This is a genomic window from Sphaerotilus uruguayifluvii, from assembly GCF_013294065.1.
GTDB classification, from domain to species: domain Bacteria; phylum Pseudomonadota; class Gammaproteobacteria; order Burkholderiales; family Burkholderiaceae_C; genus Sphaerotilus; species Sphaerotilus uruguayifluvii.
Genome location: NZ_JABSNM010000002.1, coordinates 277,233 through 300,833 on the forward strand (window position 1 = coordinate 277,233; position 23,601 = coordinate 300,833).

Below are 23,601 nucleotides of genomic sequence, written 5' to 3' on the forward strand. Positions count from 1 at the left end.
GAGGTCTCCCGGGCCATCAGCCCTCGATGTTCGGCGGCCACTTCTCGGTGTTGATCTCGCCGGTCCACTTCAGGAACTCCACGAGGTCGTCGAGCTGCTGCTCGCTCAGGTCGAACTGCGGCATCTGGCGGCGGCCCGGGGCGTGCGTCGGCTGGGCCTTGATCCAGGCCTTGATGAACTCGCCGCCGCGGCGCTTGTAGACGTTGCCCAGCTCCGGCGCGAAGTAGGCGCCCTCGCCCAGCAGCGTGTGGCAGCCGATGCAGTTGCGCGTCTCCCAGATCTTCTTGCCCGCCACCACCTGCGGCGTGATCGCCTGCGCGTTGGAGCGCTCGGGGATGCGCTGCTCGGTGTGGAAGACGATCGCGGCGAACAGCAGCGCGAAGAACATCGAGCCGCCGTAGAACATGTTGCGGGCGGTCTGCTGGGTGAATCCGCCCGGCGATCCCGGGGGGGACTTCTGGCTCATGGGCACCTCCTCCAAAGGGGCTTGAACGATGCCCATATCCTGGTTTTCCGCTCGGAAATCGTCCTTGAACCGGTTCAAGGAAATCGGCCCGGCCGCAGGAAGAGGCGTGCGCATGAAGCGCAGCGGGCCCCGAAGGGCCCGCGTGCAGGGGTCGAGGCGGCCGGGTTCGGCCGGGTTCAGCCCGGCTTGCCGTCGGCGCGCGGGCGCATCAGCCAGGGGCCGTAGTGCAGCGCATAGAGCGCGAAGGCCAGCGACCAGGGCAGCGCCGAGGCCCGCACCGCCGCGAGCAGCGACTCCGGCGCCAGCAGCGGCGGGATCACGCGCAGCAGCGCCGCCAGCAGCGCGAGCAGGTAGATCGCGACGTCGATGCGGTCGGCCTTCAGCGGCCGGCCGGTGTGGCCGCGCGCGGTGCGCGTCATCATCGCCAGCGTCAGCAGGCCGATGGCGCCGGCCGTCAGCGCATGCGTGGCCACCGAGGGCGCGACCCAGCCGAAGGCGGCCAGCGCGCGCAGCAGCAGGTGCAGCGGGATCCAGGCGCAGGCGACATGCAGCACCGCCACCAGGGGCACGCGCAGCGTGCGCGCCGGCTGCCACAGCAGCAGCCGGGCGGCGTGCGCGATCGCCGCGGCCAGCGCAAGCGCGCCGGCCAGCACCGGAGGCAGCGGCAACCGGTCGACCACCGCCAGCGCGATCAGCAGGCCCAGCGCCGCGCGCTCGAGCTGCGGCAGCTGGCGCGGCTGCGTGCCCGGCACGCCGTTGCGGGTGAACATCGGCACGACCCGGCCGGCCATCACCGCCATGATGAAGAGCACCACGTCGAGCGCGAGCTGCAGGGCCTGGCGCGCCAGCGCGGCGTCGTGCAGGGCCAGCACCCGCATCGAGGCGCCGGCGCTGCCCAGCAGCAGCACCAGGCCGACGAAGAAGAAGTTGCGCCGGTTGCCGCCCCGGTGCAGCGCCCGGCCCAGGCCGGCGGCCGCGGCCAGCGCGAACGCCAGGTCGGCAGCCGCACCGGCCAGTGGCCACGGGCTGAAGGCCAGCCCCCGGCCCAGCAGCCACAGCCCGGCCAGCGCCGCCAGCGCGCCGCCCGAGGGCGTGGGCTGGCCGCTCCAGTTGCGCCCGGCGGTGAACAGGAAGCCGACGATCACCGCCATCGCGAAGCCCGAGACCATCTCGCCGGCATGCCACAGGCTGCCCGGCAGCGGCGAGGCCAGGCCGGTCTGCCCGCCGAAGACCAGCACCCACAGCGGCAGCACCAGCGCCGCCTGCACGGCCGCCAGCAGGTAGAAGGGCCGGAAGCCCAGGGCCCACAGCGCCGCGCCGCTCGGGGCCGGCGCCGGTGCGGGCGCTGCGCCGGCGGGGCGGACCGCCGCCGGCTCCTCGATGTGCAGCAGCAGGGTCGGGCGGCGCGGCGGCGTGGCGTTCATCAGCGGGCCTCGTCGGGCGCGGAGGCCGGCTTCTGGTTCGGGTTGACGACGCCGGGGCTGCTCGGGTCGGCCGCGTGCTCCTTGGGGGCGCCGATGTGCTGCTCGACCGGCGGCAGCGTGTGCGCGATGCCCTTGTGGCAGTCGATGCAGGTCTTGCCCTCGGCGAACGCGGCCTGGTGGGCGGCGGCCGAGCGGGTGTTCTGCTCGGCGTAGTCCATCGAGTTGAAGTGGTGGCAGTTGCGGCACTCGCGGCTGTCGGTGCGCTTCATGCGGTCCCACTCGTGCTGCGCCAGTTCATGCCGCTTGGCGTTGAACTTCTCCGGCGTGTCGATCGATCCCAGGATCTTGTGCAGCACCTCGTTGCTCGCCTGGATCTTGCGGATCATCTTGTGCCCCCACTCCTTGGGCACATGGCAGTCCGGGCAGGTGGCGCGCACGCCGGTGCGGTTCTGGTAGTGGATGGTGTTGCGGTACTCGGCGTAGACGTTGTCCTTCATCTCGTGGCAGGAGATGCAGAACTCCTCGCGGTTGGTCAGCTCCAGCGCGGTGTTGAAGCCGCCCCAGAAGATGATGCCGGCGACGAAGGCGGCGGCCAGCACCATGAAGCGGCGGCTGCGCACCAGCGCCCAGGTGCGGGCGAACAGGCCGGGCCGGGCGGCGGGCGAGGCGGGATCGTGCTCGTTCGGGGTCATGTCGATGTCCTTGCGGGCGCGTTCACTGCAGGCCGCGGGCGCGCTGGAAGGTGTTGCCCACCAGCGGCTTGGCATCGGTCTGCGGCACATGGCACTGGGTGCAGAAGTAGCGGCGCGGGCTGATGTTGTCGAGCTCCTGGCCGTCGCGGGTGCGGAAGTGGGTGACGCTGACCTTGGGCGCGCCGCTGTCCTTCGACTTCTGGAAGGCGTGGCAGTCCATGCACTTGTTGTAGTTCTTGGTGATCTGGTAGTTGGAGATGGTGTGCGGGATCAGCGGGGGCTGCTGCACGAAGTCGCGGTCGCTGGGTGCGTGGTCGCGCTCCTGGCGGATCGGCGTGGGCGCGTTGTCCTGGTCGAGCGGCGTGCCGCCGCGCAGGCTCTGGATCTTCACCGGCGTGCCGGGCGACGGCTCGGCGGCGTGGCCGTGCTGCTGCACGCCGACCGCGATCAGGCCGGCGGCCAGCGCGACCCGGGCGAGGTCCTGCAGGAGATGGCGGAAGGAGCGGGAGTTCATGGTGTCGGCCTCTCTTGCCTGTCGATCTTGTCGAGCTTGTCGAAACGGTGGGAAAAGGTGAAGACGTCCGGGGCGCAGACGTCGATGCAGCGGCCGCACTGGGTGCAGGCCTCGTCCAGGATGAGCGGGCCGGCGCCATCCTTGCCCTTGAGCGCGATCGGGATGATCTGCGGCTCCGGGCAGACGGCGTAGCACTCGGCGCAGTCGTTGCAGCGGTCGCGGTGACGGGCGCTGACGCGCACCACGCTGACGCGGCCGATCAGCGACCAGGCGGCGCCGGCCGGGCAGACATGGCCGCACCAGCCGCGCGGCGCCACCAGCAGGTCGAACAGGAAGACCGCCAGCGCCGCGCCCCAGACCGCGCTGCCGCCGAAGATCAGCGCGCGCTGCGTCAGCGACACCGGGTTGACGTTCTCCCAGACCAGCCGCCCGGTCAGCGCCGAGGCCAGCAGCACCGCCACCAGCAGCCAGTGGCGCAGCCGCGGGTTGGGCGCGCGCCCGCCGCTCAGATCCAGCCTGCGGCGCAGCCAGCCCGCGCCGTCGGTGATCACGTTGACCGGGCAGACCCAGGCGCAGAAGGCCCGTCCGCCCGCCAGCGCGTAGAAGACGATGACGATCGCCGCGCCGATCAGCGCCGACAGCGCGGGCGCGTGCCCGGCCGCCAGCGACTGCGCCAGCACGAAGGGATCGGTCAGCGGCAGCACGCCCAGCGTGACGCTGGCGCTCAGGTTGCCCTTGACGATCCAGACGCCGGCCAGCGGCCCGAGAAGGAAGAGCGCGAGCACGCCGGCCTGCGACAGCCGGCGCAGCAGCAGCCAGCGGTGGGCGCGCCAGAAGCCCTTGACCTCGCGGGCCTCGGCGCCGATGCGCTTCTTCGGCCGGGGCGGGCGGGCCGCCGGCGTCGGGGTCGGGCTCATCGCGAGGCTCCTTCGGGGCGCGCATAGGCCTCCTGGCCGGAGCGCAGCGGCGCCAGGTCGCCCGGCACCGGCGTGGCCGGCAGGTTCTGCACCGGCTGGTCGAAATGCGGCCGGCCGGCCTGGTTGTCCGGCGCCCAGCCCTTGCGGTAGTGGTGGCCGAGCTCGCCGCGGGCCAGGTCGATCGGCAGCACCTTGATCGCCGGCTGCTCGAGCACGCAGCTCTTCTCGCACTTGCCGCAGCCGGTGCAGGCCTCGGCATGCACGGTGGGCAGCAGCATCGCGTGGCGGTCGCTGCGCGGGTTGCTCACCTTCTCCAGCGTGATCGCCTCGTCGATGACCGGGCAGACCCGGTAGCAGACGTCGCAGCGCAGGCCCAGGAAGTTCAGGCAGCTGTCGTGGTCGATCAGCACCGCCAGGCCCATGCGGGCCTTCGTGATCTCGTGCAGCGCCGGATCGAGCGCGCCGGTCGGGCAGGCCTTCACGCAGGGCAGGCCCTCGCACATCTCGCAGGGAATGTCGCGCGCGACGAAGTAGGGCGTGCCGGGCACGACCTGCGCGTCCAGGCCGTGCCCGCCGCCGGCCAGGCGCAGGTTCTGCGGCGGGCAGTCGCGCACGCACAGCCCGCAGCGGATGCACGCGCCCAGGAAGTCGTCCTCGGCCAGCGCGCCGGGCGGGCGCAGCGCCTGCGCCGGACGGCCGACCGCCGGGCGGGCCAGCAGCGCACAGCCGCCGGCCAGCAGCGCGGCGGCGCCGGCGCCCGCCGCCTGCTGCAGCCACTCGCGTCGGGTGCTCATCAGGATCTCCCGTGCGCTGCGCCTCAGGCGCGCACCACCTTGACGGCGCACTTCTTGTAGTCGGTCTCCTTCGAGATCGGGCAGGTCGCGTCCAGCGTCAGCTTGTTGACCAGCCGGCCCTCGTCGAAGAAGGGAATGAAGACCAGGCCGCGCGGCACCTTGTTGCGGCCCTTGGTCTCGACCGAGAGCGTGATCTCGCCGCGGCGCGAGGCGACCTTGACCTTCATGCCGCGCTGCAGGCCGCGGGACTGGGCGTCGTCCGGATGCATGAAGACGACCGCCTCGGGCACCGCGCGGTGCAGCTCGGGCACGCGGCGGGTCATCGTGCCGGTGTGCCAGTGCTCCAGCACCCGGCCGGTGCACAGCCACAGGTCGAAGTCCTTGTCCGGGCTCTCGGCCGCGGGCTGGTAGGGCAGCGCGAAGATGTTGGCGCGGCCGTCCTTCTGGCCGTAGAAGCGCAGGCCCTCGCCCTTCTTCACGTAGGGGTCGTAGCCTTCGCGGAAGCGCCACAGCGTCTCCTTGCCGTCGACCACCGGCCAGCGCAGGCCGCGCACCTCGTGGTAGACGTCGAAGGGCGCCAGGTCATGGCCGTGGCCGCGGCCGAACTCGGCGTACTCCTCGAACAGGCCCTTCTGCACGTAGAAGCCGAAGGCCTTCGACTCGTCGTTGCCGTAGTCCTTGATGTACTTGCCGTTCACCCGGGTCAGGTCGGCGGCCGGGAACCTGTTGACCTTGCCGTTCCTGTAGAGGATGTCGAACAGCGTCCTGCCCTTGAACTCGGGCTTCTTCGCGATCAGCTCGGCCGGCCAGACCTCCTCGACCTTGAAGCGCTTGGAGAACTCCATCATCTGCCACAGGTCGGAGCGGGCCTCGCCCGGCGCCTGCACCTGCTGGCGCCAGACCTGGGTGCGGCGCTCGGCGTTGCCGAAGGCGCCTTCCTTCTCGACCCACATCGCGCTGGGCAGGATCAGGTCGGCGGCCATCGCGCTGGCGTTGGGGTAGGCGTCGCTGACGACGACGAAGGCGGCCGGGTTGCGCCAGCCCGGCAGCAGCTCGCCGTTGATGTTCGCCCCCGCCTGCATGTTGTTGTTGGTGGTGTTCCAGTAGCAGCGGATCTTGCCGTCCTTGAGCGCGCGGGCCATCGCCACCGCGTGCAGGCCGATCTTGTCGGGCACCGTGCCCTCGGGCAGGCCCCAGATCTCCTCGGCGTGGTGGCGGTGCTCGGGATTGGTCACCACCATGTCGGCGGGCAGGCGGTGCGCGAAGGTGCCGACCTCGCGTGCGGTGCCGCAGGCGCTGGGCTGGCCGGTCAGCGAGAACGGGCTGTTGCCCGGCTGGCTGATCTTGCCGGTCAGCAGGTGGATGTTGTAGACCATGTTGTTGGCCCAGGTGCCGCGCGTGTGCTGGTTGAAGCCCATCGTCCACAGCGACATCACCTTGACCTTCGGGTCGGCGTAGAGCTTCGCCAGTTCTTCCAGCTGGCGCACCGGCACGCCGGAGATCTCCGAGGCCTTCTCCACGGTGTACTCGGAGACGAACTTCGCGTACTCCTCGAAGCTGATCGGGCTGGAGTCGTTCGGGCTGCCCTTGGGCTGGCCGTCCGCGCCGGGGTAGCCGTTGCTGGTGGCGTCCTTCTCCAGCGCATGTCCCGGGCGCAGGCCGTAGCCGATGTCGGTGGTACCCTTCCTGAAGTTGACGTTCTTCTTCACGAACTCGGTGTTCACCTTCTTGTTCGTGATGATGTAGTTGGCGATGTAGTTGAGGATCGCCAGGTCGGTCTGCGGCCTGAACACCAGCCCGGCGTCGGCCAGGTCGAAGCTGCGGTGCTCGTAGGTCGACAGCACCGCGACCTTGACATGCGGGTTGGACAGGCGCCGGTCGGTGATGCGGCTCCACAGGATCGGGTGCATCTCGGCCATGTTCGAGCCCCACAGCACGAAGGCGTCGGCCTGCTCGATGTCGTCGTAGCAGCCCATCGGCTCGTCGATGCCGAAGGTGCGCATGAAGCCGGTGACCGCCGAGGCCATGCAGTGGCGCGCGTTCGGGTCGAGGTTGTTGGTGCGGAAGCCCGCCTTGTAGAGCTTGACGGCGGCGTAGCCTTCCCAGACCGTCCACTGGCCCGAGCCGAACATCGCCAGCGAGTTCGGGCCGGCGGTGCGGATCGCCTCCTTCCACTTCGCGGCCATGAGGTCGAAGGCCTCGTCCCAGCTGACCGGCACGAAGTCGCCGTCCTTGGCGTACTGGCCGTTCTTCTTGCGCAGCAGCGGCGTGGTCAGCCGGTCGCGGCCGTACATGATCTTGGACAGGAAGTAGCCCTTGATGCAGTTCAGGCCGCGGTTGACCGGCGCTTCCGGGTCGCCCTGGGTGGCGACGACGCGGCCGTCCTGCACGCCGACCATCACCGCGCAGCCGGTGCCGCAGAAGCGGCACGGCGCCTTGTCCCAGCGCACTGCGCCGCCTGCCGCCGGCGCCGACGCGCCTTCGGCGGCCTCGACGACGATCGGAATGCCGGCGGCCGCGGCGGTGGCGCTCAGGGCCTGGGCCTTCAGAAAGTCGCGACGATTCGATTCCATGGTTCCTCCAACAGTGCGGCCGGATGCTCGCCGCTGGCCGGAGGAAAGTCCTTGAACTGGTTCAAGACGGCACGCGCCGGGGCATGCGCCGTGCCCGGCTCAGCCCGGGCTGTGCGGCAGCTCGACGCCGGCGGCCATCTCGTGCAGGCCGGCGCGCCAGCTGGTGGCGTTCATGCCGGCGCTCTCGGCCGGGTCGTCGCCGCCATGTTCGTAGACCAGCGAGACGTCGACGACGCCGGGCAGCAGCGCGATCGCCGCCAGCGTGGCCGAGGCGGCCGTGCCGGCGCTGTCCTCGATGACCAGGATCAGCCGGCCGTCGCCGGGGTCGAGCGCGACGTCGACGCCGGGCTGCTGCGCGAGCTGGCGCGACAGGTCCGCGACGCGGTCGCGGGAAGTGCGCACGATGGCGCCGAGAATGCTCATGACCTGCCTCCGGGGCAAAGGGGGAGAAGGCGCGCACTGTCGGCGCTGGCGGGCGGCTGCAGCCTGACGCAGGTCAAGGAGCGTGAGCGACGGCCGGCCGATCGGCCTATGATCGCGCCCTTGTCCTGCGCCCTGGTTCCGGCGCGCCGCCCCGAAGGCCGCCCGGACCTCACCCCACGAAGAAGAACGGATCATGACCCCAGCCTCGACCTGTCCCGGGCGGCCGATCACGGAGGCCGGCCGATGAGCTCGCGCGGCCCGGCGCAGATCGCCGACCTGCATCGCTTCGACTGCATCATCGACGCGCGCTCGCCGTCGGAATATGCGCTCGACCACCTTCCCGGCGCGATCAACTGCCCCTCGCTCGACGACGAGGAGCGCCGCATCGTCGGCACGATCTACAAGCAGCAGGGCGCCTTCGAGGCGCGGCGGGTCGGCGGCGCGATGGTGGCGGCCAACCTGGCGCGCCACCTGAAGGAGCGCTTCGCCGACATGCCGGCGAACTGGCGCCCGGTCGTCTACTGCTGGCGCGGCGGCCTGCGCAGCGGCTCGATGGTCAACTGGTGGCGGCTGGTGGGCTGGGACGCGCAGCAGCTCGCCGGCGGCTACAAGCGCTGGCGCCAGCATGTGATCGCGCAGATCGACGCGATCTCGCCGCAGCTCGATCTGCGGGTGGTCTGCGGCCCCACCGGCAGCGCCAAGACCCGCGTGCTGCAGGCGCTGGCCGCGCAGGGAGAGCAGGTGCTCGACCTGGAGGGCCTGGCCGCGCACAAGGGCTCGCTGCTGGGTGCGCTGCCCGGCGTCGAGCAGCCGTCGCAGAAGGCCTTCGAGACGCAGCTGGCGGTGCAGCTCGAGAGGCTCGACCTGGGCCGGCCGGTCTACGTCGAGGCCGAGAGCCGCAAGATCGGCCGCATCGCGCTGCCCACCGCCTTGATCGAGCGCATGCGCGCCGCCGCCTGCCTCGAGATCGATGCCGGCGCCGCGGCGCGGCTGGACTACCTGCTCCAGGACTATGCCTACCTGGGCGACGAGCCCGAGCAGCTCGCCTCGCGCTTCGAGATGCTGCGCGAGCTGCACAGCCGCGAGACGATCACGCGCTGGCAGGACTGGGCGCGCACCCGCGCGCTGCGCCCGCTCTTCGACGAGCTGAGCCGGCTGCACTACGACCCGGCCTACGGCCGCTCGCAGGCGGCGCATTTCCGCCGCTGGGCCGAGCGGCGCACGGTCGCCGCCGACGCGCTGGACGCCGCCGGCATCGAGCGGGTGGCGCAGGCGCTGCGCGCGCTGGGCTGAAGGGGGCGCAGGCATGGCACGGGAACTGCGTCTGCACGGTGTCGGTCGCCGCTGGGGCGATCGCGAGGTGCTCTCCGGCATCGACCTGACGCTGCGGGCCGGCGAGCGGGTGGCGCTGATCGGCCCGAGCGGCGCGGGCAAGTCGACGCTGCTGCGGCTGATGGCCGGCGCGCTGCGCCCCACCCAGGGCCGCATCGAGGTCGACGGCCACGATCTGGCGCAGATGCCGTGGCGCGCGCTGCAGGCGCACCGCGCCCGCTGCCGCATCGTCGAGCAGCAGAACCTGCTGGTGCCGCAGTCGAGCGTGCACGACAACATCGTCGCCGGGCTGCTGTCGCACTGGCCGGCCTGGCGCACGCTGCTGGCGGCGCTGTGGCCGCTGGAGCGCGCGCGGGTGGCCGCGCTGCTGCAGGCGGTCGATCTGGCCGGGCTGCAGTGGGCACCGGCGGCCACGCTCAGCGGCGGGCAGATGCAGCGGGTGGCGCTGGCGCGCGCGCTGGTGTCGGGCCCGCGCCTGCTGCTGGCCGACGAGCCCACCGCCTCGCTCGACCCGCGCACCGCGCGCCAGATCACCCGGCTGATCGTCGATCAGGCCAAGGGCGGCGACATGGCGCTGGTGTTCTGCACCCACTGGTTCGACATCGTGCGCAGCGACTGCACCCGCGTCATCGGCCTGCGCGACGGCCGCCTGCTGTTCGATGCCCCGCCGGCCGAGGTCGACGAGGCCCGCCTGGCCCAGCTCTATGCCGGCAGCGATGAACGGCTCTGACCCGGTGCTGCGCTCGCGGCTGCAGACGCTGCTGATCGTGCTGGCGGTGCTGCTCTCCGGCGGGGTGGCGCTGCCGCTCACCGGCGCCGAACCCGCGAAGCTGTTCGATGCCGAGGGGCTGAAGAACGCCGGCGACATCCTCTCCGGCCTGGCGCGGCCGGACTTCTCGGCCGAGTTCCTGGAGCGGGTGCTCGAGCTCTCGCTCGAGAGCCTGCTGATCGGCGTGCTGGGCACGGTGATGGCCACCGCGCTGGGCACGCTGCTGGCCCTGGCGGCGATCCGCGTGCCCGATCTGGACGATCCGCCGCAGCGCCTGCCGGCGTGGTGGCGGGGCCTGGGCGCGCTGATGCGCCAGCTCGCACGGCTGCTGCTGAACTTCTTCCGCTCGGTGCCGGAGATCGTCTGGGCCTATCTGTTCGTGCAGCTGCTCGGCCTGGGGCCGGGCGCGGCGGTGCTGGCCATCACGCTGACGGTGGGCGGCAACATCGGCAAGCTCTACGCCGAGCTGGCCGAGGCGCTCGAGCCCGGCGCGATCCGCGCGCTGCGCGCCACCGGCGCCTCGCGCGGCGCGGTGCTGCTGCATGCGGTGCTGCCGCAGGTGCGCCGCGCCTGGACCGGCTACGCGCTGTTCTGCCTGGAATGCAACATCCGCATCGGCTCCATCCTCGGCGTGGTCGGCGCCGGCGGGCTGGGCAGCGAGATCGCGCTGAGCCTGCGCTATTTCCAGTACGACAAGCTGGCCACGACGCTGCTGGCGGTGCTGGTCTTCGTCGTCGCGCTGGAGGCGCTGGGCGCGCGGCTGCGGCGCGGGCCCCTGCCGCGCACGCTCGCGCTGGCCGGCCTGGGCACGGCCTTGGCGCTGTGGCGGCTGGAGATCCCGTGGGCCGACCTGTGGAGCGGCTCGTCGGTGGCGCTGCTGAGCTTCGAGCACCTGGCGCCGGACGCCGACTTCGTGCGCACCGTCGCGCGCCAGACCGGCGAGACGGTGCTGATGGCCTGGGCGGCGACGCTGGCCTCGGCGCTGGGCGCGGCGGTGCTGGCCCCGCTGGCGGCCGCGCACCTGAGCACCGGCAGCTTCCTGCCCGATCCGCCCCGCCCGGCCTGGCCGCGCCGGCTCGCGCTGTGGGCCGGGCGCCAGTCGGCGCGCGCGGTGCTGCAGCTCACCCGGGTGATGCCGGAGCTGACGCTGGCCCTGGTCTTCGTCGTCTGGGTCGGCGGCGGGCCGCTGGCCGGCATCCTGGCGATCGCGGTGCACAACCTCGGCGTGATGGGCCGCCTGTTCGCCGACGTGCTCGACGAGGCCGAGCCGGGGCCGCCGGCGGTGCTGCAGGCGCAGGGCGCCGGGCGGCTGGCGGTCTTCGTCGCCGGCGTCTGGCCGCAGGTGCGCGCGCGGCTGGCGGCCTTCGCGCTCTACCGCTTCGAGGTCAATGTGCGCGCCACCACGATGGTGGGCTTCGTCGGCGCCGGCGGCATCGGCGACGCGCTGCACACCGCCATCAGCCTCTTCCATGTGCGCGACCTGACGCTGCTGCTGATCGTGCTGCTGAGCCTGGTCGCGCTGGTCGACCTGATCGGCGACCGCCTGCGCGCGCGCCTGCTCGCCTCTCCCGATCGCGGAGCGCGCTGCGCGCCGCCGGTTTCCTCCCCTTCCTCCTCCGGAGCCTATCCCGCATGAACACGCCCCGTCGCACCCTGCTCGCCCTGTCCTCGCTGCTGGCCCTGTCCGCGCTGGCGCCGCTGGCCCAGGCCGAGGAGACCGTCATCCGCGTCTCCGGCATCCCCGACGAGAACCCGACCGAGCTGGCGCGCAAGTACAAGCCGCTGGTCGACCAGCTGCAGAAGCACCTCGGCGTCAAGGTCGTCTACGTGCCGGTGATCGACTATGGTGCGGCCGTCTCGGCGCTGGGCGCGGGCAAGATCGACTTCGCCTGGCTGGGCGGCTTCACCTTCGTGCAGGCCAAGGTGATGTCGGGTGCGCGGCCGGTGGTCATGCGCGACATCGACCGCGAGTTCCACAGCGTCTTCATCGCCAGCAGCACCTCCGGCATCACCAAGCCCGAGGAGATGCGCGGCAAGAGCTTCGCCTTCGGCTCGAAGTCGTCCACCTCGGGCCACCTGTTCCCGCGCCATTTCCTCGAGACCACCTGGCGCATCGACCCGGAGAAGGACTTCGCCGGCGCGCCTGTCTACAGCGGCGCGCATGACGCCACCGTGAAGATGGTCGAGTCGGGCAAGGTGCAGGCCGGCGCGGTCAACATCGAGGTCTGGAAGCGCATGGAGGCCAAGCAGCAGTTCGACCCGGCCAAGGTCCGGGCGATCTGGACCACGCCGGCCTTCGTCGACTATGTCTGGGCCGCGCGCAAGGACCTGCCGGCCGAGACGGTGAAGAAGTTCGCCGACGCCTTCCTGACGCTGGACATGAACGACCCGGCCGAGAAGGCGGTGCTCGACCTGCAGGGCGCGAAGAAGTTCGTGCCGGCCAAGGTCGAGGACTTCGCCATCATCGAGCAGGTGGGCCGCTCCACCGGCCTGCTGAAGTGAGCGCGGCCATGACGACCGCACCCGCACCTGGACCCGCTCACCCGCCGCTGTCGCAGCTCGCCCACGGCGGCGGCTGCGGCTGCAAGCTCGCGCCCGGCGTGCTCTCCGAGATCCTGGCGCGCACGCCGCAGGGCCTGATCCCGCCGGAGCTGATCGTGGGTCTGGAGACCAGCGACGACGCCGCGGTCTGGCGCCTGGACGAGCGCCACGCCATCGTCGCCACCACCGACTTCTTCACCCCGATCGTCGACGACCCGCGCGACTTCGGCCGCATCGCCGCGACCAACGCGCTCTCGGACATCTACGCGATGGGCGGGCGGCCGATCTTCGCGCTGGCCCTGGTCGGCATGCCGATCCAGAAGCTCTCGACCGAGACCATCGGCGCGATCCTGGAGGGCGGCGCCAGCGTCTGCCGCGAGGCGGGCATCCCGATCGCGGGCGGCCACTCGATCGACGCGGCCGAGCCGATCTACGGCCTGGTCGCCATCGGCCTGGTCGCGCCCGACCAGGTGCGGCGCAACGCCGACGCGCAGGCGGGCGACTGCCTGGTGCTGGGCAAGCCGATCGGCGTGGGCGTGCTGTCGGCAGCGCTCAAGCGCGGCCTGCTCGACGAGGCGGGCTATGCGCGCATGCGCGCGCCGATGACGCAGCTCAACGCGGTCGGCACCACGCTGGCCGCGCTGCCTGCGGTGCACGCGATGACCGACGTGACCGGCTTCGGGCTGCTCGGCCACCTGCTGGAGGTCTGCCGCGGTTCCGGGCTGGACGCGACGCTCGAGCTGGCCGCGGTGCCGGTGCTGGACGACGCGCGCCGCTTCGCCCAGGACGGCGTCTTCACCGGCGCCTCCACCCGCAACTGGGCCAGCTATGGCGCCGAGATCGCGCTGCCGGCCGATCTGCCGGAAGCCCGGCGCGCGCTGCTGACCGACCCGCAGACCAGCGGCGGCCTGCTGGTGAGCTGCGCGCCCGAGGCGCTGGACGCGGTGCTGGCCACCTTCCGCGCCGCCGGCTTCGCCGAGGCGGCCTGCGTCGGGCGGATGCAGGCGCGCGGCGACGCCGCCGCGCGGGTGCGTGTGCGGTGAGCGGCTGATCCGCGGGCAGGGGCCGACATGGTGGTCTGATACGGTCAAGGGTATATTTCGGGTCCATCCTTCCTTTCCGGAGAAGTCCCCGATGTCCTCCCTGCTGTCGCCTTCCACCCTCGTCATCGACGTGCGCTCGCCGGCCGAGTTCGCCAGCGGACACCTCGAGGGCGCGACCAACCTGCCGCTGGACCGGCTCGCCAGCCTGTGCGCGCAGGCGTTGCCGGACCGCCAGGCCGACATCGTCGTCTACTGCGCCGCCGGCGGCCGCTCGGCCATGGCCTGCCGGCTGCTGGGCGAGCTCGGCTACCGTGGCGTGCGCGATGGCGGCGCGCTGTCCTCGCTCGCGCTGGCCTGCGGGCGGCCGCTGCGGCGCTGAAGCGCGCCGGGCGGGCGGACTGTCGTCGCGCTGTCACGATCGCGTGCGACGCTGTCACGAATGATGAATGCCCCGTTCCTGTCGCGCCGGCGCGGCGCGCTGTCGCTGCTGCGGCCGCTGTCGCTGTCGTCGCTGCTGCTGATCGCTCCTGGCGCCGCGGTGCGCGCCGACGACCTGCCGCCGGCCGGCGTCGCCGCCGAGCCGGCGGTGCTCGATCTCGATTTCCGCGAGCTGCTGTCCGGACCGGTCGGCGCGCGCGGACCGGTCTGGTCGGAGCGGCTGCGGGCCGCCGATGGCCGGCGCGTGCGCATCACCGGCTACATGGTCACCCAGGAGATCGGCCGTCCGGGCCGCTTCTTCCTGGCGCCGCGGCCGCTGGCGATGAGCGAGCACGCCGACGGCGAGGCCGACGACCTGCCGCCGACGGTGCTGACCGTGCTGATGCCGCCGCAGGACGCCGAGGTCGTGCCGCTGCCCACGCGCGGCCGGCTGCAGCTCACCGGCACGCTGCGCGTCGGCCGGGCCGAGCTCGACGACGGGCGCATCGTCTGGCTGCGGCTCGAGCTCGAGCCGCGTCGTTCGTGACCGTTCCTGTCCTGCCCCGGAGTCCTGAGATGACCCTGTCGAACCGATCCCTGTCCCGCCTGGGGGCCGCCGTGCTGGCGGCCCTGGCCTGCGGCCCGCTGTGGGCGGCGCCCCAGGTCAGCCGGCTGACGCCGCCGTCCGAGCTGTTCGCCAGCGGGCGCGCCGCCCCGGTGATCGCGCGCTTCCTGCCCGGCCAGCGCTTCGACCTGCAGGCGACGCTGCGCCCGGACGCGCCCGAGCGCTCGATCGTGTCGGCCCGCTTCGAGATCGACGGCCGCCCGGTCGATGCGCCGGTGTCGATCCGCCGCTGCGACAGCGGCTGCGCCAAGGGCGTGCCGACCCAGGCGGTCATCGCCACCGCGCGCGCGATGGAGGTGCAGCGCGCCGGCGTGCACGAGTTCGGCGTCGTGGCGACGCAGGACGACGGCCAGACGGTCACCGCTCGCGGCAACTTCGAGGTCGTCGGCTGGCAGGCCGGCGGCCGCACGGTGCGCAACGTCATCGTGCTGCTGGGCGACGGCATGGGCGCGGCGCAGCGCACCGCCGCGCGCATCGTCGCCGGCGGCTATGCCCAGGGCAAGGTCGCCCAGCCGCTGGCGATGGACCTGCTGCCGGTGACCGGCCTGGTGCGCACCGCCTCGCTGAACTCGGTGGTGACCGATTCCTCGCCGGGCATGACCGCCTATGTCTCCGGCAACAAGAACAACAACAACGAGGAAGGCGTCTTCCCGGACGATACGGTCGACCCCTTCGACAACCCGCGCATCGAGTACCTGAGCGAGTACCTGCACCGCACCCAGGGCAAGGCGCTGGGCATCGTGACCACCGCCGACGTGTTCGACGCGACGCCGGCGGGCAACGCGGTGCACAGCAGCAACCGCGGCGCCGGCACCGGCATCGTCGACCAGTTCCTCGACGACCGCCACCTCAGCGGCCTGACGGTGCTGATGGGCGGCGGGCGCAAGTGGTTCCTGCCGGCGACCGAGGCCGGCTCGGCCCGCTCCGACAAGGTGGACTATGTCTTCCCGAAGGAGGATCCGCATGTCGCCGGCCTGGTGAGCCGCTGGGGCGCCTCGCCCGGCGCGCTCGACCGCAACCGCGACCTGATCGGCGACTTCCGGGGCGCGGGCTTCCGCTACGCCGCCACCCGCACCGAGCTGGACGCGGTGGACACCTCCCGCACCGACCGGCTGCTGGGCCTGTTCGCGCTGTCCAACATGAACGTCGCGCTCGACAAGATCGAGGGCCGGCGTCGCCGCGCCGCCGGCAGCACCACGCCGGGCGTGGTCGACGACTACGGCTTTCCCGACCAGCCGATGCTCGACGAGATGGCCGCCAAGGCGCTCGAGGTGCTGGCGCGCCAGCCGCGCGGCTTCGTGCTGATGGTCGAGGGGGCGTCGATCGACAAGCAGGCGCACAACATGGACACCGAGCGCTGGATGCTCGACACGCTGGAGTTCGACCGCACGGTCGCGCTGGCGCGCCGCTTCGCCGAGACCCATCCGGACACGCTGGTGATCGTGACCGCCGACCACGAGTGCTCGGGCGCGGCGCTGATCGGCGGCTCGCGGCTGACCGATGCGCGCCTGGTCGAGCAGATCGGCAAGGGCGACAGCGCCGCGAACCTGCGCGACGCGGTCGTCGGCGTCTACGAGCAGGCGGGCTTCCCGCGCTACCGCATCGCCGCCGACGGCTATCCGGAGACCACCGACATCGACCACCGCCTGCTGGTGGGCTACGGCGCCAACCCCGATCGCCGCGAGGACTGGCGCACCAGCGCGCGGCCGCTGCAGGACAGCCAGCAGCCGATGGTCAGGTCCGAGCCGATGTCCACCTACCCGGCCACGCCCTTCGCGCGCAAGCCCGGCGGCTTCGTGGTGACCGGCCAGGTGCCGGGCGAGAGCGCGGTGCACACCGCCACCGACATCCCGCTGTCGGCCTTCGGTCCGGGCGCCTACGCCTTCACCGGCTCGATGGACAACACCGACGTGTTCTTCCGCATCGCCCAGTCGGTGGTGCGCGGCGTGGTCACGCCCGACCTCGGCCAGGGTCGCCCGGCGCCGCGCCGCGCGCGCTGATGCCGGTCCGGGCGGCGGTCCGGGCGCCGCACCCGGACGCCGCGCCCGGGGCGGCTCAGACCGCCACGACCATGTGCGCCCAGCTCGGCGAGCGGAACAGCGCGCTCTCGCCGGCGTGCAGGTCCTGCACCGAGGCCGCGCGCCGCGCCAGGCAGACGCGCTGGTTCAGGTAGCCCTTGTCGGTGATCTCGCCGGCGGCCATGTCCGGCGTGTCGGGCAGCACCAGCACCCGGGCGACCTGCGAGGCCGAGCCGCCGCCGTCCTGGCGGTGCATGTCCAGCAGCGCCTCGCGCAGCCGCTCGGCCAGCGCCCGCGGCGACAGCGCCCGGCCCGCCTCCGACAGGAAGAGCAGCGCGCCGACGCGGTCGCGGTCATGGCCGGTGATGACCGCGTCCTGCACCCACGGCGACAGCGCGCCCACCAGCCGCACCCGCAGCGTGCCGACCGACACCCAGGTGCCGGTGCCGAGCTTGAAGTCCTCGGCGACCCGGCCGTCGAAGACCAGGCCCGAGCAGGGATCGGCCGGATCGGCCAGCCGGCCGGCGTCGCCGATGCGGTAGTAGCCCTCCTCGTCGAAGCTGGCGCGCGTCGCCGCCTCGTCGTTGCGGTAGCCGGGAAAGACGTTCGGGCCGCGCACCCGCATCTCCAGCTTGCCGGCGTCGGGCAGCAGCTTCAGGTCGATGCCCGGCAGCGGCAGGCCGATGATGCCGGCGCGCTCGAGCTTCCAGTTCGGCACGGTGATCGCCGGCGCCGTCTCGGTCGCGCCCCAGGAGGTGGTCATCCACGGCAGCGTGCCGACCGCCTGGCGCGCCACCGCCTCGAGCCGCTCCCAGGTGCTCTGCGGCATCGCCGCGCCGGCGTAGAACAGCATGCGCAGCCGGCCGAAGAAGTGCCGCGCCAGCGCCTCGTCGCGCTCCAGCCAGGGCAGCAGCATGTCGTAGCCGCGCGGCACGTTGAAGTAGACCGTCGGCGCGACCTCGCGCAGGTTGGCGACGGTGCGCTCGATCGCGGCGCCGACCGGGCGGCCCTCGTCGATGTGCAGCGTGCCGCCATGCGCCAGCGCCATGTGGGTGTTGTGGTTGCCGCCGAAGGTGTGGCTCCACGGCAGCCAGTCGAGCAGCACCGGCGGCTCGGCCGTCAGGAAGCGCATGACCTGCGCGATCTGCTGCTGGTTGGCGCACAGCATGCGCTGGGTGTTGATGACGACCTTGGGCCGGCCGGTCGAGCCGGAGGTCAGCAGGTACTTGGCATGCGTGTCGGGCGTGATCGCGGCGAAGGCCCGCATCACGTCGGCGCGCTCCGGCGTGGCCAGCAGCCGCTCGAAGCCGATCGCGCCGGGCACGTCGCCGGCGCCGCGGCCGAAGCAGGCGATCGCGTCGATGCCGGCGTCCTTCAGGCCGGGCGCGTAGACCGCCGCGTCGCTGGCGTAGACCAGCGCCGGCTCGAGCGCCTGCAGGATCGGGTGCAGCCGGCCGTAGTCGCCCTGGGCCAGGCGGCTGTAGGCGCTGGAGACGCTGCAGCTCGGACGGCCGACATGCATCGCCGCCAGCGTCAGCACCAGATGCTCGATCGAGTTGTCCGACAGGATCGCCACCGGCCGCTGCGCCGGCAGGTCCAGGTCGATCAGCGCCTGCGCGACCCGGCCGACCTGTTCGCGCAGCCGGCGGTAGTCGAGCCGGACCCAGTCGCCAGAGGGCGCGCGCTCGGCGACGGCGCAGCGCTGCGGCGTCTCCCGGGCCCAGTGCTCGAGCCATTCGCCGACGCAGCGTGCATACGGCCGCAGCGGCTCGGGCGAGCGCAGCACGAAACCGCCACCGGGCAGGTCGGTGCGCAGGGTCGCGGGCGGGGCGAGCAGCCCCGGGTCGTCATGGACGGGTCTCAACGCGATGTCTCCTGTCGTGGCGACCATACAGAGGTGTATGGTCTGTGATGCCGCGATGCTAGGCCGACCTGCCGGTCGAGGAATCGGGGCTTTCCCGGTCTGTGCGCATGGCATCATCGGCGCCCATGACGACCCAGGGCACAGCAGCGCGGCCGGCCACCCGGCCGCAGGACGAGCAGGACGCACAGGATGCGCAGGAGGATGCGGCGCCGGCCGCGCGCGTGCCGCGCCTGTCGCTGACGCCCGAGGTCTGGATCGCCGCGGCGACCGACGTGCTCGAGCTCGAGGGCATCGATGCGGTGCGGGTCGACGTGCTGGCGCGCCACCTGAAGGTGACCCGCGGCAGCTTCTACTGGCATTTCCGTGACCGCGAGGACCTGCTGCGCGGCGTGCTGCTCCGCTGGCGCCAGGCGGCGACCGAGGAGCTGACGCTGCGGCTGGGCCAGGCGCGCAGCGACGCGCGCGAGCAGCTGCGCGACGTGCTGACGCTGCCCTTCCGCGGCCGCAGCGCCGGCCGCGCGGCGCGCATCGAGCTGGCGATCCGGGCCTGGGCACGGCGCGACGAGATGGCGCGTCAGGCGGTCGACGAGGCCGACGCCGCGCGCATCGGCTACATCGCCGAGGTCTTCGCCGCGCTGGGCTTCGCGGCGGAGGAGGCGCGCCGGCGCGCGCTGATGGTCTACAGCATCGACGTCGGCAGCTCGATCGTCGCGCCGCTGGGCGAGATGGCACGCCAGGGCGAGTGGATCGACTTCGTCGAGCGGCTGATGACGGCCTGAGCGCGTGCCGAGCGCGGCCGGGTCCGGATGTCCATATGTCTTCCTGATGCCCGCGCTGCTACGGTGCACGGCATGGACACCTCCGCCCCGACTCCTTGTTCCACGGCCCGGCGCATGCCGCCCGCACCGGTGCTGGCGATGCTGACCTGGGGCGCCTGCGCGCTGCTGCTCGGGCAGCTCGACGGCCTGCTCCAGACCGGTCATCTGGCGCTGCTGCTGGTGCTGTTCGCGACGCTGGCGGCGCTGTGGCAGCCGGCGCCGGTCTCGGTGCTGGCCAGCGTGCTGGCGGTGCTGGCCTTCGACGCCTTCCTGGTGCCGCCGCGCGGCACGCTGTCGGTCGACCTGCACCAGGATGCAGTGCTGCTCGGCACGATGCTGCTGGTGACGCTGACGGTGTCGCTGCTGGTGCGCGCGATGCGACGCCAGACCGAGCGCGCTCGAGAGCTGGCCCGGCATGCCGACGAGATGCGCGACTGGAGCGAGACGCTGCGCGACAGCGCCGAGCCGCTGACGCAGGCCGGGCGGCTGCAGGTGCTGCTGCAGCACGGTGCAGGCACCCGTGCCGAGCTGCTGGTGCTGCGCGACGGCCCGGTCGGCGACAACGACGAGACGCAGGCTTTGTGGCTGGGCGAACCCGATGCTGACCGCCGCACCGGCCTCTGGCACTGCCTGCACGAGGGCCAGCCGCTCGGACCGGGCGCAGCGCGCCATGTCGGCGAGCGCCACTGGTACCTGCCGCTGCGCGGCCGCGGCGTGACGCTCGGCGCGGCGGTGCTCGACGAGGTCCGGGTGCCTGAGCGCGAGCGCGCTGCGCTGCGCTCGCACCTGCAGGCGCTGTGCGACCAGCTGGGACTGTCGCTGCAGCGCGCATGGGCGGCCCGGGCCGAGCAGCGCGCTCGCGACGAGGCCCATGCGCAGACCCTGCGCGGCACGCTGCTGGCCGCGATCGCGCATGACCACCGCACGCCGCTGGCGACCATTCTCGGTGCCGCCTCGTCGCTGCTGGAGCAGGACGAGCGGCTTGACGCGGCGCAGCGCCGCCGCCTGGCGCGCACCATCGTCGACGAGACCGGCCGGCTGGCCCGCCTGACCGACAACACGCTGCAGCTGGCGCGGCTCGACGCGCCCGGCATGCGGCTGCGCTGCGACTGGGAGTCGGCCGAGGAGCTGATCGGCGCCAGCCTGAACCGGCTGCGCCGCCATGCGCCGGTGCGGCGGGTGCGCGCGCGGCTCGAGCCGGCGCTGCCGCTGCTGTGGTGCGATGCGCTGCTGGTCACGCAGCTGATCGACAACCTGCTCGACAACGCGCTGAAGTACAGCCCCGACGAGGCGCCGGTCGAGGTGCTGGTGCGCCGCCAGTCCGGCCAGGCCGGCCGCGATGGCCTGGTGCTGGCGGTGCGCGACCGCGGACCCGGCATCGCCCCGGCGTGGCGCGCGCGGGTGTTCGAGGTCTTCCAGCGAGGAGGCGATGCACAGGCCGCCGCGCGCACCGGCGTCGGCATCGGCCTGGCGGTCTGCCGCGCCATCGCCCGCGCCCACGGCGGCGAGCTGAGGCTGCGGCCGCGCCATCACGGCGGCAGCAGCTTCGAGGCCTGGCTGCCGGTGCGCGAGCAGCCGGTGGCGCCGGCGCTGCCGGGTGACCTGCCCGGGGAGGTCCGGTCATGACGCTGCGCCTGCTGCTGGTCGAGGACGACCGCGATCTGCGCCGCACGCTGGTGGCCGCGCTGGAGGTCGAGGGCTACCAGGTGCGCAGTGCCGCCAGCCTGTCCGAGGGCCTGGCACTGCTGCAGCACGCCCCGCGTGCCGGCGGGCAGGAGCTCGGCTTCGATCTGGTGATCGTCGACCTCGGCCTGCCCGACGGCGACGGGGAGGAGCTGCTGCAGCGCCTGAGGCGCCGGCATGCGACGCCGCTGCTGGTGATCTCGGCGCGCCAGGCCGATCGCGACAAGATCCGCCTGCTCGACGCCGGCGCCGACGACTATCTGGTCAAGCCTTTCGGCATCGGCGAGCTGCTGGCGCGGCTGCGGGTGGCGCTGCGCCACCGGGGCACGCCGGTCGAGGCGGCCCAGACCCGCTATCGCCGCGGCAGGCTGGACATCGACCTGCAGGCACAGCAGGTCCGGCTCGATGCCGTGCCGGTGCACCTGACGCCGACGGAGTACCGGTTGCTGGCCCGGCTGGTGCGCAGCGCCGGGCGGGTGGTCACGCACCGGCAGCTGCTCGTCGATGTCTGGGGGGCCGAATTCGTCGAGCACACCCACTACCTGCGGCTCTACATGGGGCAGCTGCGCGCCAAGCTCGAGGTCCATCCGGCCGAGCCGGCGCTGCTGCTGACCGAGCCGGGCACCGGCTACCGGCTGGCCGAGCCGCAGGACGGTGCGGATGACGGGGAGGGCGGCTGCGGCGGCGCACTTATGCGTTCCTGATGCGCGCCCGGGCAGTCTGGCGGCATCCCGATCCGCATCTGCTCCCCCATGTCCCTGCCTGTTTCCCCCTCCAGCCCGGCCGCCGGCGAACGCGTCGTCCCGGCGCCGGCCAGCGGCCTGGCGGCGCTGACGCTGGGCGCCATCGGCGTCGTCTACGGCGACATCGGCACCAGTCCGCTCTACACCGTGCACGAGATCTTCTCGCCCGAGGCCGGCATCCCGCTCGACGCGGCGCACGTGATCGGCGCGATCTCGTGCATCGTCTGGGCGCTGATGCTGGTGGTGACGCTGAAGTACGTGATCCTGATCCTGCGCGCCGACAACCGCGGCGAGGGGGGCGGCCTGGCGCTGACCGCGCTGGCCGCGCAGGCGGTCGGTCACCGGCCGGCGCTCAGGCGTGCCCTGCTGCTGCTGGGCGTGTTCGGCGCGACGCTGTTCTACGGCGACAGCATCATCACGCCGGCGGTGTCGGTGCTGGGTGCGCTCGAGGGGCTCGAGGTGGCCACGCCGGCGCTGCGGCCGGCGATCGTGCCGGCGACGCTGGTGATCCTGGTGCTGCTGTTCATGCTGCAGCGCCGCGGCACCGCCGCGGTCGGCGCGGTGTTCGGACCGGTGGTGAGCGTGTGGTTCCTGGTCCTGGGCGTGATCGGGCTGGTGCATGTGCTGCGCGAGCCGGCGATCCTGGCCGCGCTCGATCCGCGCGAGGCGCTGGGCTTCCTGGCCGGCCGCGGCACCCGGGTGCTGCCCGCGCTCGGGGCCATCGTGCTGGCCCTGACCGGGGCGGAGGCGCTGTATGCCGACATGGGCCACTTCGGCCGCCGGCCGATCCGGCTGGCCTGGCTCGGGCTGGTCAAGCCGGCGCTGGTGCTGAACTACATGGGGCAGGGCGCGCTGCTGATGCGCGAGCCGGCCGCGATCGAGAATCCCTTCTACCGGATGTTCCCGCCGGCGCTGCTGTGGCCGGCACTGCTGCTGGCGACGCTGGCGGCGATCATCGCGTCGCAGGCCGTCATCACCGGTGCCTTCTCGATGACGCGCCAGGCGATGCAGCTGGGCTTCCTGCCGCGCATGACGGTGCGCCACACCTCGGCACACGAGTCGGGCCAGATCTACCTGCCGATGGTCAACATGCTGCTGCTGGCCGGCGTGATCGCTGCGGTGCTGACCTTCCGCAGCTCGTCGGCACTGGCCGGTGCCTACGGCATCGCCGTCACGCTGACGATGCTGATCACGACGCTGCTGACCTTCTTCGTCGTGCACCACGGCTGGCGCCTGCCGCTGCCGCTGGTGGCGGCGGTCACATCGGGCTTTGCGGTGGTCGACCTGCTGCTGTTCGCCGGCTGCGCGGTCAAGCTGCTCGACGGCGGCTGGTTTCCGCTGGCCGTCGGGCTGACGCTGTTCCTGCTGATGAGCACCTGGCGCCGGGGCCGGACGATCGCGCTCGAGGCCATCCGCGGCGACGGGCTGGAGCTGCCGCCCTTCCTGGGCGCGCTCGACGTGGACAGCGTGCCCTGCGTGCCGCGCACCGCGGTCTATGCGGTGGCCGATCCGGCGACGGTGCCGCAGGCGCTGCTGCACAACCTGCGGCACAACCAGGTGCTGCACCAGCGCAACCTGGTGCTGACGGTGCAGTTCGCGCAGACGCCCTGGGTCGACGCGGCCGAACGCATCCGCATCGTGCCGCTGGGCCGGCGCTTCTGGCAGGTGACGCTGCGCTTCGGCTTCATGGAGACGCCGGACGTGCCGCGTGCGCTGCAGGCGCTGAGCGTCGACGGCAGCGTCCTGGAGCCGGCGGCCACCAGCTATTTCCTCAGCCGCGAGACCATCGTGCCGACCCGCGGCCACGGCATGGCGCTGTGGCGCGAGCACCTGTTCGCGACGATGACGCGCAACGCCGGCAGCGTCGCGGGCTTCTTCCGCCTGCCCGACAACGCGGTGGTCGAGCTGGGCACGCGGGTGCAGATCTGATCCCCGGGAACTCCTG

At 72.7% G+C, this 23,601-nt stretch carries 21 protein-coding genes; 12 read left to right on the forward strand and 9 right to left on the reverse strand.

From position 1 onward, the window contains the following. Positions 1-16: 16 nt before the first annotated feature. From HNQ01_RS03610 to HNQ01_RS03645, 8 genes are all read right to left on the reverse strand, one after another. Positions 17-466, reverse strand: a complete 450-nt coding sequence (locus tag HNQ01_RS03610; protein ID WP_173803950.1) for a c-type cytochrome — start codon at positions 464-466, stop codon at positions 17-19. Between the two features lie 176 nt (positions 467-642). Beyond that, complete coding sequence (locus HNQ01_RS03615; RefSeq protein WP_173803951.1) at positions 643-1,890, reverse strand: NnrS family protein; 1,248 nt, start codon at positions 1,888-1,890, stop codon at positions 643-645. Further along, on the reverse strand, positions 1,890-2,582 hold the full coding sequence (locus HNQ01_RS03620; protein WP_173803952.1) for a NapC/NirT family cytochrome c: 693 nt from the start codon (positions 2,580-2,582) through the stop codon (positions 1,890-1,892). Before HNQ01_RS03620 ends, HNQ01_RS03615 begins: the two co-directional genes overlap by 1 nt. Positions 2,583-2,604: 22 nt before the next feature. After that, positions 2,605-3,096 carry a nitrate reductase cytochrome c-type subunit gene (locus HNQ01_RS03625; RefSeq protein ID WP_173803953.1) on the reverse strand — a complete coding sequence of 164 codons (492 nt, stop codon included), beginning with the start codon at positions 3,094-3,096 and terminating at the stop codon, positions 2,605-2,607. Then, positions 3,093-4,013, reverse strand: coding sequence for a quinol dehydrogenase ferredoxin subunit NapH (gene napH, locus HNQ01_RS03630; protein WP_173803954.1), 921 nt, complete (start codon positions 4,011-4,013; stop codon positions 3,093-3,095). The genes HNQ01_RS03625 and napH overlap by 4 nt, the downstream gene beginning before the upstream one ends. Further along, the gene (gene napG / locus HNQ01_RS03635; protein WP_173803955.1) at positions 4,010-4,807 is read right to left on the reverse strand and encodes a ferredoxin-type protein NapG; all 798 of its coding nucleotides are present in this window, start codon (positions 4,805-4,807) and stop codon (positions 4,010-4,012) included. The genes napH and napG overlap by 4 nt, the downstream gene beginning before the upstream one ends. Positions 4,808-4,830: 23 nt before the next feature. Continuing rightward, positions 4,831-7,380 carry a nitrate reductase catalytic subunit NapA gene (gene napA / locus HNQ01_RS03640; protein ID WP_173803956.1) on the reverse strand — a complete coding sequence of 850 codons (2,550 nt, stop codon included), beginning with the start codon at positions 7,378-7,380 and terminating at the stop codon, positions 4,831-4,833. Positions 7,381-7,479: 99 nt separating this feature from the next. Beyond that, a complete protein-coding gene (locus tag HNQ01_RS03645) occupies positions 7,480-7,803 on the reverse strand; it encodes a chaperone NapD (protein WP_173803957.1) in 324 nt (107 codons plus the stop codon). 243 nt (positions 7,804-8,046) lie between these two features. Between HNQ01_RS03645 and mnmH the strand changes: the two genes are divergently transcribed. The 8 genes from mnmH (at position 8,047) to HNQ01_RS03685 (ending at position 16,530) form a co-directional block, all read left to right on the forward strand. After that, positions 8,047-9,096, forward strand: coding sequence for a tRNA 2-selenouridine(34) synthase MnmH (mnmH, locus tag HNQ01_RS03650; protein ID WP_173803958.1), 1,050 nt, complete (start codon positions 8,047-8,049; stop codon positions 9,094-9,096). A 13-nt stretch (positions 9,097-9,109) separates the two neighbouring features. After that, positions 9,110-9,865: a phosphonate ABC transporter ATP-binding protein gene (locus HNQ01_RS03655; protein WP_173803959.1), complete on the forward strand. Its 756-nt coding sequence runs from the start codon at positions 9,110-9,112 to the stop codon at positions 9,863-9,865. Beyond that, on the forward strand, positions 9,852-11,540 hold the full coding sequence (locus HNQ01_RS03660) for a PhnE/PtxC family ABC transporter permease (RefSeq protein ID WP_173803960.1): 1,689 nt from the start codon (positions 9,852-9,854) through the stop codon (positions 11,538-11,540). The genes HNQ01_RS03655 and HNQ01_RS03660 overlap by 14 nt, the downstream gene beginning before the upstream one ends. Next, complete coding sequence (locus HNQ01_RS03665) at positions 11,537-12,406, forward strand: putative selenate ABC transporter substrate-binding protein (protein WP_173803961.1); 870 nt, start codon at positions 11,537-11,539, stop codon at positions 12,404-12,406. Before HNQ01_RS03660 ends, HNQ01_RS03665 begins: the two co-directional genes overlap by 4 nt. An 8-nt stretch (positions 12,407-12,414) precedes the next feature. Next, complete coding sequence (selD, locus tag HNQ01_RS03670; RefSeq protein WP_173803962.1) at positions 12,415-13,488, forward strand: selenide, water dikinase SelD; 1,074 nt, start codon at positions 12,415-12,417, stop codon at positions 13,486-13,488. 91 nt (positions 13,489-13,579) lie between these two features. Further along, the gene (locus HNQ01_RS03675) at positions 13,580-13,867 is read left to right on the forward strand and encodes a rhodanese-like domain-containing protein (protein ID WP_173803963.1); all 288 of its coding nucleotides are present in this window, start codon (positions 13,580-13,582) and stop codon (positions 13,865-13,867) included. A 63-nt stretch (positions 13,868-13,930) separates the two neighbouring features. Continuing rightward, a complete protein-coding gene (locus tag HNQ01_RS03680) occupies positions 13,931-14,452 on the forward strand; it encodes a hypothetical protein (RefSeq protein ID WP_173803964.1) in 522 nt (173 codons plus the stop codon). A 29-nt stretch (positions 14,453-14,481) separates the two neighbouring features. Next, positions 14,482-16,530, forward strand: a complete 2,049-nt coding sequence (locus HNQ01_RS03685) for an alkaline phosphatase (RefSeq protein WP_173803965.1) — start codon at positions 14,482-14,484, stop codon at positions 16,528-16,530. Positions 16,531-16,585: 55 nt separating this feature from the next. On the opposite strand, the gene HNQ01_RS03690 is transcribed toward HNQ01_RS03685, so the two are convergent. Further along, positions 16,586-18,412 (reverse strand): feruloyl-CoA synthase, encoded by a 1,827-nt coding sequence (locus tag HNQ01_RS03690; RefSeq protein WP_286180437.1) that lies wholly within the window; start codon positions 18,410-18,412, stop codon positions 16,586-16,588. A 125-nt stretch (positions 18,413-18,537) separates the two neighbouring features. Here HNQ01_RS03690 and HNQ01_RS03695 point away from each other — a divergent pair, with 125 nt between their 5' ends. The 4 genes from HNQ01_RS03695 to HNQ01_RS03710 all read left to right on the forward strand — a co-directional run bounded on the left by HNQ01_RS03695 (position 18,538) and on the right by HNQ01_RS03710 (position 23,585). Beyond that, complete coding sequence (locus HNQ01_RS03695) at positions 18,538-19,191, forward strand: TetR/AcrR family transcriptional regulator (protein ID WP_286180438.1); 654 nt, start codon at positions 18,538-18,540, stop codon at positions 19,189-19,191. 72 nt (positions 19,192-19,263) lie between these two features. Further along, a complete protein-coding gene (locus HNQ01_RS03700) occupies positions 19,264-20,856 on the forward strand; it encodes a sensor histidine kinase (RefSeq protein ID WP_173803968.1) in 1,593 nt (530 codons plus the stop codon). Beyond that, entirely contained in the window at positions 20,853-21,617 is a 765-nt protein-coding gene (locus HNQ01_RS03705) for a response regulator (protein WP_173803969.1), read from the forward strand. Before HNQ01_RS03700 ends, HNQ01_RS03705 begins: the two co-directional genes overlap by 4 nt. A 48-nt stretch (positions 21,618-21,665) precedes the next feature. Next, entirely contained in the window at positions 21,666-23,585 is a 1,920-nt protein-coding gene (locus HNQ01_RS03710) for a potassium transporter Kup (protein ID WP_173803970.1), read from the forward strand. Positions 23,586-23,601: the final 16 nt, after the last annotated feature.

What these genes read in the sequence shown, in the direction of transcription:
- napG (WP_173803955.1), bottom strand. Translation starts at nt 4,807, where the DNA reads ATGAGCACCCGACGCGAGTGGCTGCAGCAGGCGGCGGGCGCCGGCGCC.
- HNQ01_RS03680 (WP_173803964.1), top strand. Translation starts at nt 13,931, where the DNA reads ATGAATGCCCCGTTCCTGTCGCGCCGGCGCGGCGCGCTGTCGCTGCTG.
- HNQ01_RS03705 (WP_173803969.1), top strand. Translation starts at nt 20,853, where the DNA reads ATGACGCTGCGCCTGCTGCTGGTCGAGGACGACCGCGATCTGCGCCGC.
- selD (WP_173803962.1), top strand. Translation starts at nt 12,415, where the DNA reads ATGACGACCGCACCCGCACCTGGACCCGCTCACCCGCCGCTGTCGCAG.
- HNQ01_RS03620 (WP_173803952.1), bottom strand. Translation starts at nt 2,582, where the DNA reads ATGACCCCGAACGAGCACGATCCCGCCTCGCCCGCCGCCCGGCCCGGC.
- napH (WP_173803954.1), bottom strand. Translation starts at nt 4,013, where the DNA reads ATGAGCCCGACCCCGACGCCGGCGGCCCGCCCGCCCCGGCCGAAGAAG.
- HNQ01_RS03665 (WP_173803961.1), top strand. Translation starts at nt 11,537, where the DNA reads ATGAACACGCCCCGTCGCACCCTGCTCGCCCTGTCCTCGCTGCTGGCC.
- HNQ01_RS03625 (WP_173803953.1), bottom strand. Translation starts at nt 3,096, where the DNA reads ATGAACTCCCGCTCCTTCCGCCATCTCCTGCAGGACCTCGCCCGGGTC.
- HNQ01_RS03710 (WP_173803970.1), top strand. Translation starts at nt 21,666, where the DNA reads ATGTCCCTGCCTGTTTCCCCCTCCAGCCCGGCCGCCGGCGAACGCGTC.
- HNQ01_RS03675 (WP_173803963.1), top strand. Translation starts at nt 13,580, where the DNA reads ATGTCCTCCCTGCTGTCGCCTTCCACCCTCGTCATCGACGTGCGCTCG.
- HNQ01_RS03685 (WP_173803965.1), top strand. Translation starts at nt 14,482, where the DNA reads ATGACCCTGTCGAACCGATCCCTGTCCCGCCTGGGGGCCGCCGTGCTG.
- HNQ01_RS03655 (WP_173803959.1), top strand. Translation starts at nt 9,110, where the DNA reads ATGGCACGGGAACTGCGTCTGCACGGTGTCGGTCGCCGCTGGGGCGAT.
- HNQ01_RS03660 (WP_173803960.1), top strand. Translation starts at nt 9,852, where the DNA reads ATGAACGGCTCTGACCCGGTGCTGCGCTCGCGGCTGCAGACGCTGCTG.
- mnmH (WP_173803958.1), top strand. Translation starts at nt 8,047, where the DNA reads ATGAGCTCGCGCGGCCCGGCGCAGATCGCCGACCTGCATCGCTTCGAC.
- HNQ01_RS03695 (WP_286180438.1), top strand. Translation starts at nt 18,538, where the DNA reads ATGACGACCCAGGGCACAGCAGCGCGGCCGGCCACCCGGCCGCAGGAC.
- HNQ01_RS03645 (WP_173803957.1), bottom strand. Translation starts at nt 7,803, where the DNA reads ATGAGCATTCTCGGCGCCATCGTGCGCACTTCCCGCGACCGCGTCGCG.
- napA (WP_173803956.1), bottom strand. Translation starts at nt 7,380, where the DNA reads ATGGAATCGAATCGTCGCGACTTTCTGAAGGCCCAGGCCCTGAGCGCC.
- HNQ01_RS03615 (WP_173803951.1), bottom strand. Translation starts at nt 1,890, where the DNA reads ATGAACGCCACGCCGCCGCGCCGCCCGACCCTGCTGCTGCACATCGAG.
- HNQ01_RS03700 (WP_173803968.1), top strand. Translation starts at nt 19,264, where the DNA reads ATGGACACCTCCGCCCCGACTCCTTGTTCCACGGCCCGGCGCATGCCG.
- HNQ01_RS03610 (WP_173803950.1), bottom strand. Translation starts at nt 466, where the DNA reads ATGAGCCAGAAGTCCCCCCCGGGATCGCCGGGCGGATTCACCCAGCAG.